Raw genomic sequence first — 13,556 nt, 5'->3', positions numbered from 1 at the left:
GCATACCGGCTCCTTTTATATTACCGGTTGACTGTTATGCAGTCCCTGAACGTGTTTTCACATTTACCGCAGAAATGAAGCAGTTTTAGGTTTAAGCGGATAAATAATTAGCAACCTTAGAAATCGGCAAAAACGTCGATGATCTTATCACAAATGTCATGATGTGCTGTTCCGTCAAAATTAAGTAAAACAACCACTCCCAAGTTAAGCTCGGGAATGATTGACACCAAAGATCTTACAGCCATCTGGCCGCCTCCATGTTCAACAATCCCCAACCCTTTGTACCGGTCTGTAAACCATGCAAGTCCGTAACTTCTGAACTTACTTCCGAACCGCCATTCCTCCCTGACAAGGTGGACAGGCTTCTGCATTTCCGCAACTAATTCTGAAGATAAAATATCCGGTTGTTTTGTCAAATGAAAGGAAAGATATTTCGCCAGATCATTCGCTGTAGAATACAAATACCCAATGGGTGCAGACAGTGTGTTTTTTGGAAAAGGAGTTTCAGTTTTCTCCTTTCCCAGATAGTACCTGGCACTATTGGCATCTCTTTCAACTTCATTCGGTTCACTCTTAGTTCGTTGCATTTTCAATGGTGCAAGGATATTATCTTCAAGATGGCTTTCCCATTTTATCCCTGTCACTTTTTCAAATAAGTCTCCCAGGATCACATATGCATCCGTACAATAGTTCCAACCCTGCCCAGCCGGGTACTCCAATTCTACTTTCTCAAACCACTTCGTGATGTCTTCCCTTGTTTTCACCGAATCAATCTCTTCTTCGGTAAGGTTATAGTAGTCTAATGCTTCTTGAAATTCAGTCGGGGTATCCGAAAATATTTCTCTGACATTCGGAGCCGTCATATTACCGATCCCTAAATCTGAAGGAAAACCTGCAGTATGCGACAAGACGTGGCGTATCGTGATCACATCGCTTTGCTGTTTATCCTTCGTTCTAAAATATGGGAGATGCTGAACAACTGGATCATCCAATGAAACCTTGTTGCTTTCGACTAGCTGCATGATAGAAAGTGCCATGAAATTCTTTGAAATACTTTGAATGCTCATCACAGTGTCTCCATCAATTGGGATGCCAGGCTGAATCCTTGAATATCCAAACCCTTTGGAATAGATTGTGTCAGCGCCTTTCACAATGGCAACACTCAAACCGACTCCACCCTGATCTATCATGATCTGTTTTATATAATCCGATATACTGTCTAGTTTGCTGGTAATTGATTGATTCATATAATACTCCTTAATGTTATATTTTAAATTTCTTTAAAGAAGGCTTTTTTGTTAGGCGGCCAGCCCGGCGATGATCAAACAGAATGGGCTCCCATTGGCTATTAGGAAAAGTAAATCACCCCGCAAAGAAAATTCGACAAGTGGCTCGATAATCTGGAAAAGCGGCGCAATAATTTGATTAAGGGGCACAATTATATGGAAAGTGCCACGATAATTTGAATAAGAGGTGCAATTATCCTGACAGCGGTACGATAACTGCTTGAATACAATATGAGAGGCTCAATATAAAGTCACTCTTTAAAAAACTGATGCTTCGTCTGTAAAATTCACTCCTGTCTGTCTTATAAATAGCAATTCAAGTTTATTTCTTCTACAGAAGCCAGAATGTTAGATCATTGCAATCGTCACAACTGCAGTGACCGCCACAATGCCAAGTGAAGCAATCAAGAATGGGGTCATTTTTAAATCAAATACCGTCACGGACGTATCATTGGGAATTTTCACTGCATACTCATGAACACTCTTTCTTCATTCACCATGTGACTGGAATAGTACGGCGAGAAGAAATTGACGCAGAGTAGAATAAAGCTGGCTACAAAGAATGTGTTAATCAGACTGAAATGATTCAAGGTCCCAATCAAAACGGTTATGACTGTGAATAATATAAATAAAAACAAGCTTATGAACAGGAATAAGGTCATTTGATTAAAAGCTGCAGAAAACCTTCTGTACACCCAGCTATCAAATTTTTCCCACCCCTTTGAAAGCATAACAATGGTTGCAATTCCTAAGAATATATTACAAAACGCTAAAATTATCATGGCTCCCCACCTGCCCCCATAAATGCTAAAATGATTCCAAATAGTTTTAAAACAGTCATGTCACTTACTTAATAGCAGACCAGCACACTCTTTACTACTTCTCTCCTCTTTCCTACTCTGCTTCAATGTCAAAGCCTGTATAATGCTCTCCATCTACAGCTACTTCAATCTTCCAGATCCCCGTTTTTTCCAATGCGAATTTGGCGCCGCTCCTGTTGTTGTTAATTACCGCTTCATAAAGGTCGACGGTCTCTCCCGTTTCCTTGTGGGTTGCCGTCATACTATACTTTTTTCCGTTAACCTCAATCGAGTCATCTGAAAAATAGACCTCATAATGACGGCCCTCTCCAACCGGGAATGGTGGTTCTTCGGATGTTCCATTCACCTTAACGATTTCGAATTTGCCTTCTGTACCTTGCATCGACACTTTTTCAACTGGCTCGGAGTCCAATATGGCTGTATCATCACTTTCTTCCCTGCAGCTGGTTAAACAGACTGCCGCAAAAATGCAAAACATAAAGAAAACAGGTTTCAATTTCACACTAAGTTCCCCCTTTCCGGTTGAATAATGACGATCTTTGCTGGGTCAAGGTACCTGTCCCTCCGGCTCATTCGCAGCCATCTCATCGACATAAGGCAGAACATAACTCCTGTATTCCTCCGTTAATCCATCTGGCAATTCATTCAGTTTGAAATACTTTAACTCTATGGATTCTTCCGGTTCCATACAAATCTCCCCTTTTGCATCCCTAGTAACAAATACTGCAGTGACTGAATATAATTCATCTCCGTTTGCTACTTTAAAATAATAATCAGGTCCTGAAAATATGCCCAGCAGCTTCAGTTCACCCACTTGGAGTCCGATTTCCTCTTTCACTTCTCTCCTTGCCGTATCCTCCAGGCTTTCCCCGAGTTCCATCAATCCGCCGGGCAGCCCCCAGCCGCCGTCGACCCTATGCTGGAGGAGAAGTTCATTGAATTCATTCATGATCAAGGTAACAGAGCCGGTTAAGATCAATGGTCTGCTTCCGACTTTTTTCCGCAGGTCTTTTACGTAATCCATATGTAGTAACCTCCTTGGCGAACTTTCGGTGAATCACTTCATGGTGATTCCCAGCAGGTGATCGGAAAATAAAATAAACTCTTCCAGATATGTAGGTTCGTTCGGTGAAGAAAATGGTATCAGCTTAACGTCTTTCAAATAAATACAAGCAGATAGATTGACGATAGTCTTTTCCTTAATATCAATTTCCGGTCTAATCTCGTACTCTTGCAATGAACGACCCAGTATAGGTTCCTCTTCCAAGTGTTCTGCCAGCTCCATCTGAAAATCAGCTTCGATCAATGCGGATTGGGTTACATATACCAGCTTGTTTGCTTCAGGATACTTTTCTTTAAGTTCCTCGATTTTTATCTGCAGTTCCACAATGGTTAACTTTTTAAAGTCAATTGCCTCTTCTAATTCTTTACCTTTCATGGCTTCCTCCTAATTTCTATGGAATGGTAATTTGATAAACGGAATGCAGCTACTCCATCCTCTTTACTGATAGAGTATTTACCTGTGCAGGATCCGACTCCCTAATTTGCCCGTCATATCCCACTTTTATCTTGTCACCTACTTGAAAGTTCACTGTTTTATTCACTGATAGATCGATAAATACCCGCCCAGTGATATTCCCGTTTTCAACTTGGACTATGGCTCTGTTTTCAAAGATTTCTTCTATCTTACCTTTGAATGATGCAGAAACAGCATTGTTTTTGTCCCCCGATCCAGAGGTATGACATGCCGCCAGTAAAAAGCCCGTCAAAACAAAGATACATAATCTCATAGAGAGTTTCACTGAACCTTCCCACATGGATAAATTTAATCAAAAAACACATCTTCCCCTGGATGGTACAAATGTCTGAACATCATCTTAATCTGCGACTCTGTATTCCTCGCTACTGATAACGGCGGCAATTCATCTTCCGCAAAGAAACCAACGGCGCTCGTTTCGATTCCTTCTTCCGGCTTCCCTCCGATGATGTCACACAGGATGAATAGTTTATACACATGATAAGGCGATGGAGGATGCGGGTGGCATTTTTTATCCAGCACACCAAGCAGTTTCACAGCCTTAACGTCAAACCCGGCTTCTTCCTTTACTTCCTTCACCGCTACTTCACCCGGAGAATGTCCAATGTCACCCCAGCCGCCCGGAAGCGACCAGTCTCCGTCAGTCGTTTCCCTGACCATCAATAGTTTATTTTCCTTGAATACGACCGCCCGGATATCCACTTTCGGTGTGGCATACCCTGTTTCACCGGCAAACAAATCCCGTATCAACGTTTCATCCATCTCGGTATTCTGAGCCATCATTTCAACGCTCATCTCCCGGATCATTTCAAATCGTTCCAAGTCATATACATCCTTGGAATAGGTCAACCCAGCCTGCGAGATTGCCTGCAGCTGTTTCGCCCATTCCAGCCATTTCGGTTCCACAATGAATCACCTCACTTTGATTGTACCAAATATTACCTGATAAAAATTAGTAAACTCAGAAAATTTTATAAGAAACTTCAGTCACACAAAGGATATTTTTCTAGATGTATCGAATGTAGAAAACGGCAAGTGTTCGACCAAAAAGCTAAAATGGAGGAATTATGATTAGGGGAAAGTTAGCTTGGAAGGAGTGATGACAATGGAAAACCTTGGTCCCGCCCTTACAAATATCGCAGTCGCTTTGTTATTAATCGGATTGAACATTCCCCTATACAAGGGAAAAATAAAGATGAATCACTTCTATGGCATGCGGATCGGCAGATCATTCGAGTCTGACGAAATGTGGTACAAAATCAACAGATTCGGGGCTAAACGATTTATCATGTGGTCCATCCCTTTGCTGATTGCAGGGATCGTCTCCATTTTCCTAGCCCCTTTTTCCGAACCGTTATCCATCTTCCTGACATTCATGCCATGCCTGATCATCATCATTCCCACAATTCAAGTCTTACTCTACTCCAACAGGATGTGATGCGGGTCAGGGGGACAGGTCCCTTGACCCATTTTAGTTAGGGTTTTCGTGAACGTGTCTGGCTAGGGGCATCATCGAGCCGCAAAGAAAATTCGACAAGTGGCGCAATTACCATGAAAGCGGCACAATAAAAATAAATATATTAATAATCTTGCTATTAAAACCTTAGTCGTCCGCTCTTTTGGAAGTTTGCCTTATTGCGGTTTAAAAATCTCTTAGATTTACAATAAAAACTCATATTTAGTAAAAAATATCCAATGTGACAGGTAACGCAGCTCTATTTTAACCATAATTTCTCCTTGCCCCCACCACCGCTCACCTAAACCGATAAGAATAAACCTTCTCCTCCCCCGTCACCATATCCTTCGTCTTATACCTGCTCTTCTTTACTTCATCTTCTCCAATAATAATGACGTTCCTGACTCCGTCTTTGTTTGCTTTATCGAGGAGTTTCCCGAGTTTTTTGCTGCTCATATCACATTCTACTCTGTAACCATCTGCCCTCAGTTCATTCGCCAGAAGCAGTGCTTCCTTCCCCGTTCCCATTGGGATCATAAAATAGTCCAGCGCGGGTTCAGTGGCTGACTCTTTCCCATCAATCGCCGCATAAATGACGTCCAGTCCGAACGAGATGCCGACCGTCGAAAAGGTTTCATCCGTCCCAAGGAGCCCCCCGATGGCATTGTCATATCTTCCTCCGCTGCCGATGCTTGATTTGATCGATCCGTCTGATAAAAAAAGTTCATAGATGGTTCCGGTATAGATTTCAAGTCCTCTTGCCAGGAACGGGTTAAATACACACCGGTCATCAATCCCCAGATAATCGATAACAGACATCAGCTCCTGCAATTCCTCCAGCCCCTTTTTCACCAGTTCATTCCTGCGGGAATATGGTACAAAATAATCGAGGGACCGATTGTCTTTGTCCGTCAGGAATCGCTCAATTAATCGCTGTGCCGCCTCCGAAACCTGCAGTTCACTCAATTCAGAGATAACCGCCCCGATCCCGACTTTTTCAAGCTTATCGAGGATCAATACCGCTTTATTGATCTTGTCAGCCGGGACGCCGAACACTTCCACGATTCCCGTCAGAAGCTTCCGATTGTTGTACTGGATCACAACATTCAACCCCAGCCTGCGGAACGCCTCCAATCCCATCGCCATCAGTTCCGCTTCGGCCAGCTGCGAATCCACTCCGACAATATCGACATCACACTGAGTGAATTCACGGAACCGACCTGCCTTGATCGGGCCGTCCCTGAACACCTTGCCGATTTCATAGCGTTTGAAAGGCATCTTGAGGCCAGGATTCATTGCCGCTACTTTTGCAAACGGAATCGTCAGGTCGTAACGAAGTGACAGATCCCTTCCGCCCCTGTCAGATAAGGTGTACATCTCCTCAAGGATTTCAGCCCCTCCGGCGTACTTCGAAGCGAGCAGCTCCGTATAATTCAGGATCGGCGTCTCAAGCGGCTTGCAGCCATATTGGATGAACACATCCTCGAGCGTCCGCCTGATCTTCCGCCTCACCGTTTCCGCCTCCGGTAAATAATCCTGCGTCCCTTTTACATTCTGATAATCCATCTTCTTCATGCTTTTCTCTCCTTTTTTTGTAAAATAAAAAACCGCACCTGATGTAAGTGAAAACTTAATCAAATGCGGTTCATGAGAAATAACCTTCCTATTTGCGATTTATTGAAAATCGGATAGCAAGGTTACTCGATATGATGATGCCGTTGTAAAAATGATTTCGATATAGCGTTAACCATGTTTACTCACCTCTGAATTTAGATAAAGGTAACATATGGGAAATGAGAAATCAATAGAATTCTCTAATTCTGGCAACAACAACGGTTCCAGCCACCCTAATTCTCCACCACCAGTTCCCCTTCTCCTTCAGGAATTTCAAAACCTTCAAGATATGAAGATAATAATTCTTCCGAAATGGGAAACGAGTTGGCATCAAACCGTTGATTACGCAATTGGAGCCGTTCGCGCAAATCATCGGGGTGAACCTTTAAATAAACGAGTTTCCACTTGCCGCCGGAATCTTCAATGAGTTCTTTATATCGGTCCCTCCTGGCACGGTCCCAGAAGCTGAAATCAATCACCACTTCCTGCTTCTGGCGGATCAGCCCGATCAACCGGCTGCGCAAGGTCTCTTCGGCTTCTTTTTTATATTCCTCGATTTTTTCAATGGGAAAGTCAACCCCGTACCGTCCCTTGGTCGCCCAAATTTCTTCATCAATGGAAAGACGCACAAAGCCTTCATTCTCCAACCCTTTAGAAAACGTAGTCTTCCCTGAACCGGCAACACCGCACATCATCACCACTAAAGCCCTTTCTTTGCTGCGATCACTTAAAATCCGGTTAAAATCAACGTTTTTAAACATCCCGCACCCCCCATACTACTAGTCTTCATGGATTCATTTGTTCAGCTGTATTTAGTGTAAACATTCTACGCTTGCGGTGAAAGAATATACCGAAAAACCACTTCTAAAAAATGAGCCGCGGTACCTGTCCCCCTCGTTCACATCCCGACAGCCTAAGCAAACAACCGTCCAATCTCATACCCGACGAACGCAAGCAGGATCCCGCCGCCGTAACAAATCACGTTATACATGATAAAGTCCTTTCTTCTCTTGTCGACATGAAGCTGGATCCCTTCAAGCTTGAATGTGGAGAAGGTTGTGAATGACCCGAGGAATCCGGTGCCCAGCAGGAGGCTCCACATTTCGCTGGTCCCTTTTCCGATCAGCAGCCCCAACAGGAAAGAACCAAGAACGTTCACGAACAGCGTGGCAGAAGGCAGACGGAAAGTATGGTTTTCATTGAAGTATTGACTGACTGAATAGCGGGCGACCGCCCCCAAAAAACCGCCGACCCCCACTAGTAAAAACGTGAAAAAGCTCATCTCGCCGCCTCCCCTATCTGCACGCGGAATCCAATCCGGCTCATAGCCAATCCTCCTAGAATACTGACAATAACATAAACTGCACCCAATAAGATGTGCCCATTCTCAAAAAGGGTCACCGTCTCTACGCTCAAAGTCGAAAACGTCGTAAACGAGCCGACGAATCCGGTCCCGATTGCCGTTTTCACATGTCCCGGCAGCGAGAACTTCTTGACAAGCCCTGTTGTAAAAAAGGCAAGAACAAAGCTTCCGGTCAAATTGACCGTAAGCGTCGCATACGGGAACAGGCCGCTGTCATCAAAGAACGCATAGCCGACCCAATAGCGGAGCATCGCCCCAAGTGAACCTGCAAGTCCGACCAATAGATATGGTATCATCCCAATTCCTCCAAACACGAACAAATAAATACATATTTTACCATTAATAAAAATGACTCCTGCCAGCAGTAGAACACTGACAGGAGTCATTAGCCTTCCGGCGGTTAAAGGTGAACTCCATCACCTGTAGGGTTTCCATAATTATCATACTATATTAATATCCCAGACGGCAAATCTGCCTGGTGAGTCCGATTCACTTTATGCTGACTTTTCAAGATTTATACTGAATTCTGACTAAAGCATTCGTTTAATACCGAAAGTCCACTCACTACTCAACATCCGCAGGCTTCTTCAGATCATCATCATACAAGTCAAAAAACAACTTCCCCTTGCTGTTGACCACTGCATAATAAATATCCTCAAGTTGGACATTCCTTATCTGGCATTGATTCCTGACCCATTCTTGACTGTACTCTCCAGTCAAATTTTTAGAGACGAGCTCCCCTTCCATAATTACTTCAACAGGGAGGGACATCTGGCTTGAAGGCAACGAAAGATCACTCCTCGTCGTGGGCCGGAATGCTTCTTTTTTCAACACGGACAATTCACCGCTCACCTCGAGGAGTGCATATTCTACCTGAGTGATATCAAACACATCTTTCTCTCTTAAAAGCTGGTTCAAATCATCGATAGTATACTTAAGCTTTTTCATATTATGGTCCAGAACCTTGCCTTTCTCGATTAAAACAGTTGGCCCGCCCGAAATCCATTTCCTCATCTTCCGGTTTCCGTTGGATAGTACCATGGCAATGTAAAATAAAGCGATCAATGTAATGTAGGAAATGAACATATAAGAAAACTTGACTTTGAGGTTGAAAGCCATATTAGCTATCAAGGAACCAATCGTTACTGATAAAGCAAAACTGTAGTGATTCTTGTGCGAATTGATATGCTTTCCGACCGTGAAGGTGACCAGCAATAACACGATAAAACTGATGAAAGTCCTTGCTGCAGTGATTAAAATTTCGTTCATACTTTTAGAACTCCTGTATTCGGCATTTGTATTCGTTCATACACTTTTTAGCTCCGTAATCGCATGCCATAGACTATTTCCTGACCAAAAAGGGCCGCGGTACCTGTCCCCCTGACCCGGATTCAGCCTCTATCCCATCCAATGAAAATCAAATTCAGGGTCGTCGAGGTCTATATGTTTCGGCACCTCTCCCTCGGGCATTTCCCCGTCCTCGTTGAGGTAGTAGTGCCTGATGGGCTGAAGTTCGTCATCCAATTCGTAGACGAGCGGAATGCCGTTCGGGATATTGAGTGTGACGATGCCGTCATTCGGGATATGATCAAGATGCTTGACCAGTGCCCGTAGCGTGTTGCCATGGGCGGATACAAGTACACGCTGGTTACGTTTGATGCTCGGCGCAATGGTTTCGTTCCAGTATACAATCGCCCTCCGCTCTGTATCGAGCAGTGTTTCCGAAAGAGGGACATTCCCCTCTCCAATCGATGCGTATTTTGGGTCTTCGAGATCCTTTTGATGCGCTTCAACCGAGCTGTCCGGTGGCCTGACATCGGCGGATCTCCTCCATTCATATACCTGTTCCTCACCAAACTGCTCCCGCACCTCTTCTTTGTCGAGTCCCTGCAGCCCGCCGTAATGGCGTTCATTCAGTCTCCATGATTTATAGACCGGGATCCATACGAGATCCATCTCATGAAGCATGATCCAAAGCGTCCTGATCGCCCTCTTCAAGACCGACGTATGGGCCACATCAAAGAGATAGCCATTTTTTTTCAGAATGGCCCCCGCGATCCTTGCCTCTTTGTAGCCGTCATCGGTCAGGTCTACATCCGTCCAGCCTGTAAACCGGTGCTCAAGATTAAAGCGGCTCTCGCCGTGCCGGATAAACACAATTTTCTTCATCACTCATCACCCTGCTCCGTTTTTTTCAGTATGTGCATCCAGGGAAAGAATTATTTTCACCGGAATGTACCACACTAATCCTATCTATATATGAAGAGGTGAACGAGTGATGTTCAAACAAACAGCAGGTGAAAAATTAATCGAGCAGCTGATCGAATGGGGCGTCGACCATATTTACGGGATGCCGGGCGACTCGATCAATTCCATAATCGAGCCTTTACGAAAAGCAAAGGATAAGATCAAATTCATTCAAGTCCGCCATGAGGAGGCCGGTGCGCTGGCCGCTGCCGCTTATGCAAAATTGACAGGGAAACTTGGTGTATGTACGGCCATTGCCGGTCCGGGTGCCATCCATCTGTTGAACGGATTATATGATGCGAAACTCGACAAGGCCCCAGTCCTCGCAATCACCGGCCAGGTCGAAACGGATTTAATGGGAACCGACTACTTTCAGGAAGTGAATCTCGATAGACTGTTCGATGACGTCGCTGTCTACAATCAGCGCATCATGTCGGCCGAGCAGCTGCCGGCCGTCGTCAACCAGGCAATCCGGACCGCTTATGCCAAAAAAGGGGTGGCCGTCCTGACCATTCCGGATGACATCCCGCGTTTTGAAGTCGGAAAAGAAGCGCGGATCACGACCAATTTTACCGTCAAACAGGAGCTTGCGCCGCAAAAGGATGATCTGAATAAGGCGAAGGTACTTATTGAACAGGCTGAACGGCCGGTCATCCTCGCAGGGAATGGTGTGCACGGTGAAAGGGAAACCCTGCTGGCATTTGCAGAAAAAATAGGCGCTCCTGTCGTTCTCACCCTGCCTGGAAAAGGGGTCATACCAGATAAGCATCCGTACTGTCTTGGCGGTCTTGGCCTGATCGGAACGAAACCGTCATATGAAGCGATGCAGGAAGCCGATTTTCTTCTGATGATCGGGACCTCCTTCCCGTTCACGGGATTCCTGCCTGAACATGCAAAGACGATCCAAATCGACATCGACCCTACCCAGATCGGAAAGCGCGTCCCGGTGGATGTCGGACTTGCCGGTGATGCAGGTGCAACTCTCAGATGGCTCACAGAACAGATTTCAAGGAAGGAAGACCGGGAGTTTTTAGAAAAGAATCAAGAACGAATGAACAAGTGGTGGGAAAAACTCGAGAAGCAGGAAGCGGACGAATCCGAACCGATCAAGCCGCAGCGCCTCGTCCGTGCCCTGCAGCAGGTGGCGTCGGATGATGCGGTCATGTCGGTAGATGTGGGGAACGTCACGGTGTGGATGGCGAGGCATTTCCATATGACAAATCAGTCATTCGTCATCTCCAGCTGGCTCGCCACGCTCGGCTGCGGCCTCCCGGGTGCGATTGCAGGAAAAATCGCTTTCCCGAACAGACAGGTATTCGCGGTATGCGGAGACGGCGGTTTCGGGATGATGATGGCCGACTTCGTGACAGCAGTCAAATACGACCTGGCGATGGTAGTCGTCGTCATGAACAACCACAAAATCGCCATGATCAAATTCGAACAGGAAGTCATGGGGAATGCTGAGTTCGGAACCGATCTCCACAACCCGGACTTCGCCAAATATGCGGATGCCTGCGGCGGTGTAGGATACCGGGTCGAGCGTTCGGAAGATCTCCTCCCTTCCCTGCAAAAGGCCGTCATGCAAAACAAACCCTGCATCGTCGATGTTGTCATCGATGTCGACGAAGCACCGATGCCTGGGAAAATCCAGTTTTCACAAGCCGTCGGGTATACGAAGCATATGGTGAAAGAGCTGTTTCAGGAAGGGAAGCTGGACCTGCCTCCGTTATAAAAAAAGCCCGTCCCAGCGTGAGTTTGCATACGCCGGGACGGGCTTTCATTATGTTCCCTTGCTATTCCACAATTTCTCCATCAATTCTTTAACATTCATTTCCTTACTCAGTCTTCCAGCACCCTGCCCCGCCCATAACGACATATGGGACGGATCATTACGCGTCGCAGCTTCCTGCCGCATCGGTTTTGTCAATGTATTGAGGTACGGATAAGGCAGCACGTCCTGTTCACGATGCTTATTTTCTTCCATCCATGCATTCACGATTCCCCGTGCTTCTTTACCTGAGAATACTTTCGTCAGTCTTGTATCAGAAGCTGAAGCGGTGAAGATCTTCTGTTTGTGCACATGATGGGCCGCACTTTCTTTACAGACGAGAAATGCGGTTCCGACTTGAACGCATTGCGCTCCGAGAGCCAGGGCTTTTCTTACGTCCTTTTCATCCGTGATCCCGCCTGCCGCGATAACCGGGATACCAATACGGTCAGCCGTTTCCGTGATCAGGGCCCTCAATTCAACCGGTTTTGATGCTGGCAAAAATGCTCCCTGGTGACCACCGGCTTCCTTCCCCTGCAAGACAACCGCATCCATGCCCCGCTCTTCCATCAGCAAAGCTTCTTCCGGCGAACAGGCCGTTCCAAGCAAGATACACCCCACATCTTTCAGCTTCTTCACCGCATCTTCAGGAGGGAGGTCAAACGTGAAAGAACATATCCTCACACGATGTTCCACGAGCAAATCTACTTTCTGATAAAAATCCTGCCATTCCTCCTGGATGGAGGTAAACGGCCGGGCACGATTGGCATGGGGAATGAGTTCCTTCCAACGTTGAACCTGTTCGCCAGAAGGTGCCTCTTCCTCTTTTGGCACAAAAAGATTCACCTGAAACGGACGGTCAGTTTGCTGCTTCATCTCAAGGAGCTGAGTTTCCACTGCATCGGGATGCAAATAGCCGGAAGCGAGACTGCCGAGTCCGCCGGCGCTTGAAACGGCAGAGGCGAGTGATGGCGTCACCGCTCCACCTGCCATCGGTGCCTGGATGATGGGTTTTTTTATCGAAAGAAGCTTTATCAAGTCGTTCATGTTTATACCTCCTATGAAAAGGGATTGTTTTGGGCTGTATACTGGCTTGTCTCCAGTGAATCTTTTAATTTCAACCGTAAATCTTCGAAAAATTGGACTTCTGTCAAGAAAATGGACACCTAAAAATGAGAATGTTTTAGCTGAAATCCCTACCGCACTTTCGTTTGGTGGGGCATTAGAAACAATCAATCTAAAACCAAGATTGATTGCCTCTAACGCCTAAGATGAATTTATGAGATTGAGTCCAGGTTTGAACGCTGATAATTTCTCTCAAAATTGTTTGGGGAAAGATACCCCAGCTTTGAATGTTTTCTTCTCTCGTTGTACCGGTTTGAAATATAGTGGTTAATGACTTTTGTCGCTTCATCCCTTGTTTTAAATCTAGAACGATAGATAAGTTCTTTTTTGATTGTCGCA

At 45.6% G+C, this 13,556-nt stretch carries 16 protein-coding genes and 1 riboswitch; of the genes, 2 read left to right on the top strand and 14 right to left on the bottom strand.

Going from position 1 to position 13,556, the window contains the following annotated elements; all coding sequences use genetic code 11:
• Positions 1-116: 116 nt before the first annotated feature.
• From AS034_RS19815 to AS034_RS19785, 6 genes are all read right to left on the bottom strand, one after another.
• Complete coding sequence (locus AS034_RS19815; RefSeq protein WP_058299889.1) at positions 117-1,247, bottom strand: serine hydrolase domain-containing protein; 1,131 nt, start codon at positions 1,245-1,247, stop codon at positions 117-119.
• Positions 1,248-2,180: 933 nt separating this feature from the next.
• Positions 2,181-2,609 (bottom strand): hypothetical protein, encoded by a 429-nt coding sequence (locus AS034_RS19805; RefSeq protein ID WP_058299887.1) that lies wholly within the window; start codon positions 2,607-2,609, stop codon positions 2,181-2,183.
• Between the two features lie 45 nt (positions 2,610-2,654).
• A complete protein-coding gene (locus AS034_RS19800) occupies positions 2,655-3,131 on the bottom strand; it encodes an NUDIX hydrolase (protein ID WP_058299886.1) in 477 nt (158 codons plus the stop codon).
• A 33-nt stretch (positions 3,132-3,164) separates the two neighbouring features.
• Positions 3,165-3,545, bottom strand: a complete 381-nt coding sequence (locus AS034_RS19795; RefSeq protein WP_058299885.1) for a hypothetical protein — start codon at positions 3,543-3,545, stop codon at positions 3,165-3,167.
• Positions 3,546-3,594: 49 nt separating this feature from the next.
• Complete coding sequence (locus AS034_RS19790) at positions 3,595-3,909, bottom strand: DUF3221 domain-containing protein (RefSeq protein ID WP_141687777.1); 315 nt, start codon at positions 3,907-3,909, stop codon at positions 3,595-3,597.
• Between the two features lie 23 nt (positions 3,910-3,932).
• A complete protein-coding gene (locus AS034_RS19785; protein WP_058299883.1) occupies positions 3,933-4,550 on the bottom strand; it encodes an NUDIX hydrolase in 618 nt (205 codons plus the stop codon).
• Between the two features lie 190 nt (positions 4,551-4,740).
• On the opposite strand from AS034_RS19785, the gene AS034_RS19780 reads away from it, so the two are divergent.
• Positions 4,741-5,082 (top strand): SdpI family protein, encoded by a 342-nt coding sequence (locus tag AS034_RS19780; protein ID WP_244888209.1) that lies wholly within the window; start codon positions 4,741-4,743, stop codon positions 5,080-5,082.
• Between the two features lie 315 nt (positions 5,083-5,397).
• Here AS034_RS19780 and AS034_RS19775 read toward each other — a convergent pair whose 3' ends face one another.
• The 6 genes from AS034_RS19775 to gpmA all read right to left on the bottom strand — a co-directional run bounded on the left by AS034_RS19775 (position 5,398) and on the right by gpmA (position 10,246).
• A complete protein-coding gene (locus AS034_RS19775; protein ID WP_058299881.1) occupies positions 5,398-6,675 on the bottom strand; it encodes a histidine--tRNA ligase in 1,278 nt (425 codons plus the stop codon).
• 272 nt (positions 6,676-6,947) lie between these two features.
• A complete protein-coding gene (locus AS034_RS19770) occupies positions 6,948-7,475 on the bottom strand; it encodes a P-loop nucleotide/nucleoside kinase family protein (protein WP_058299880.1) in 528 nt (175 codons plus the stop codon).
• 152 nt (positions 7,476-7,627) lie between these two features.
• Positions 7,628-7,996 (bottom strand): fluoride efflux transporter CrcB, encoded by a 369-nt coding sequence (gene crcB, locus AS034_RS19765; protein ID WP_058299879.1) that lies wholly within the window; start codon positions 7,994-7,996, stop codon positions 7,628-7,630.
• Positions 7,993-8,370 carry a fluoride efflux transporter CrcB gene (crcB, locus tag AS034_RS19760; RefSeq protein ID WP_419184997.1) on the bottom strand — a complete coding sequence of 126 codons (378 nt, stop codon included), beginning with the start codon at positions 8,368-8,370 and terminating at the stop codon, positions 7,993-7,995. Before crcB (AS034_RS19760) ends, crcB (AS034_RS19765) begins: the two co-directional genes overlap by 4 nt.
• Before the next feature lie 76 nt (positions 8,371-8,446).
• A riboswitch (Fluoride riboswitch) is annotated at positions 8,447-8,507 on the bottom strand.
• A gap of 134 nt (positions 8,508-8,641) precedes the next feature.
• A complete protein-coding gene (locus AS034_RS19755) occupies positions 8,642-9,346 on the bottom strand; it encodes a DUF421 domain-containing protein (RefSeq protein WP_058299877.1) in 705 nt (234 codons plus the stop codon).
• 129 nt (positions 9,347-9,475) lie between these two features.
• Positions 9,476-10,246, bottom strand: coding sequence for a 2,3-diphosphoglycerate-dependent phosphoglycerate mutase (gene gpmA / locus AS034_RS19750; RefSeq protein ID WP_058299876.1), 771 nt, complete (start codon positions 10,244-10,246; stop codon positions 9,476-9,478).
• A 109-nt stretch (positions 10,247-10,355) separates the two neighbouring features.
• Here gpmA and AS034_RS19745 point away from each other — a divergent pair, with 109 nt between their 5' ends.
• Positions 10,356-12,056, top strand: a complete 1,701-nt coding sequence (locus tag AS034_RS19745; protein WP_058299875.1) for a pyruvate oxidase — start codon at positions 10,356-10,358, stop codon at positions 12,054-12,056.
• A 48-nt stretch (positions 12,057-12,104) separates the two neighbouring features.
• Here AS034_RS19745 and AS034_RS19740 read toward each other — a convergent pair whose 3' ends face one another.
• Positions 12,105-13,139 carry a nitronate monooxygenase gene (locus AS034_RS19740; protein WP_058299874.1) on the bottom strand — a complete coding sequence of 345 codons (1,035 nt, stop codon included), beginning with the start codon at positions 13,137-13,139 and terminating at the stop codon, positions 12,105-12,107.
• A 230-nt stretch (positions 13,140-13,369) separates the two neighbouring features.
• On the bottom strand, positions 13,370-13,534 hold the full coding sequence (locus tag AS034_RS19735) for an IS3 family transposase (RefSeq protein ID WP_082641752.1): 165 nt from the start codon (positions 13,532-13,534) through the stop codon (positions 13,370-13,372).
• Between the last annotated feature and the right edge of the window lie 22 nt (positions 13,535-13,556).

This window comes from [Bacillus] enclensis, assembly GCF_001456935.1.
GTDB lineage: Bacteria > Bacillota > Bacilli > Bacillales > Bacillaceae_B > Rossellomorea > Rossellomorea enclensis.
This window is presented reverse-complemented; position numbering and strand designations above follow the sequence as displayed.

Excerpts from the sequence above, each read along its gene's own strand:
- AS034_RS19775 (WP_058299881.1), bottom strand. The coding sequence starts at position 6,675 with ATGAAGAAGATGGATTATCAGAATGTAAAAGGGACGCAGGATTATTTA.
- AS034_RS19815 (WP_058299889.1), bottom strand. The coding sequence starts at position 1,247 with ATGAATCAATCAATTACCAGCAAACTAGACAGTATATCGGATTATATA.
- AS034_RS19770 (WP_058299880.1), bottom strand. The coding sequence starts at position 7,475 with ATGTTTAAAAACGTTGATTTTAACCGGATTTTAAGTGATCGCAGCAAA.
- AS034_RS19800 (WP_058299886.1), bottom strand. The coding sequence starts at position 3,131 with ATGGATTACGTAAAAGACCTGCGGAAAAAAGTCGGAAGCAGACCATTG.
- AS034_RS19795 (WP_058299885.1), bottom strand. The coding sequence starts at position 3,545 with ATGAAAGGTAAAGAATTAGAAGAGGCAATTGACTTTAAAAAGTTAACC.
- AS034_RS19755 (WP_058299877.1), bottom strand. The coding sequence starts at position 9,346 with ATGAACGAAATTTTAATCACTGCAGCAAGGACTTTCATCAGTTTTATC.
- gpmA (WP_058299876.1), bottom strand. The coding sequence starts at position 10,246 with ATGAAGAAAATTGTGTTTATCCGGCACGGCGAGAGCCGCTTTAATCTT.
- AS034_RS19745 (WP_058299875.1), top strand. The coding sequence starts at position 10,356 with ATGTTCAAACAAACAGCAGGTGAAAAATTAATCGAGCAGCTGATCGAA.
- AS034_RS19740 (WP_058299874.1), bottom strand. The coding sequence starts at position 13,139 with ATGAACGACTTGATAAAGCTTCTTTCGATAAAAAAACCCATCATCCAG.
- crcB (WP_058299879.1), bottom strand. The coding sequence starts at position 7,996 with ATGAGCTTTTTCACGTTTTTACTAGTGGGGGTCGGCGGTTTTTTGGGG.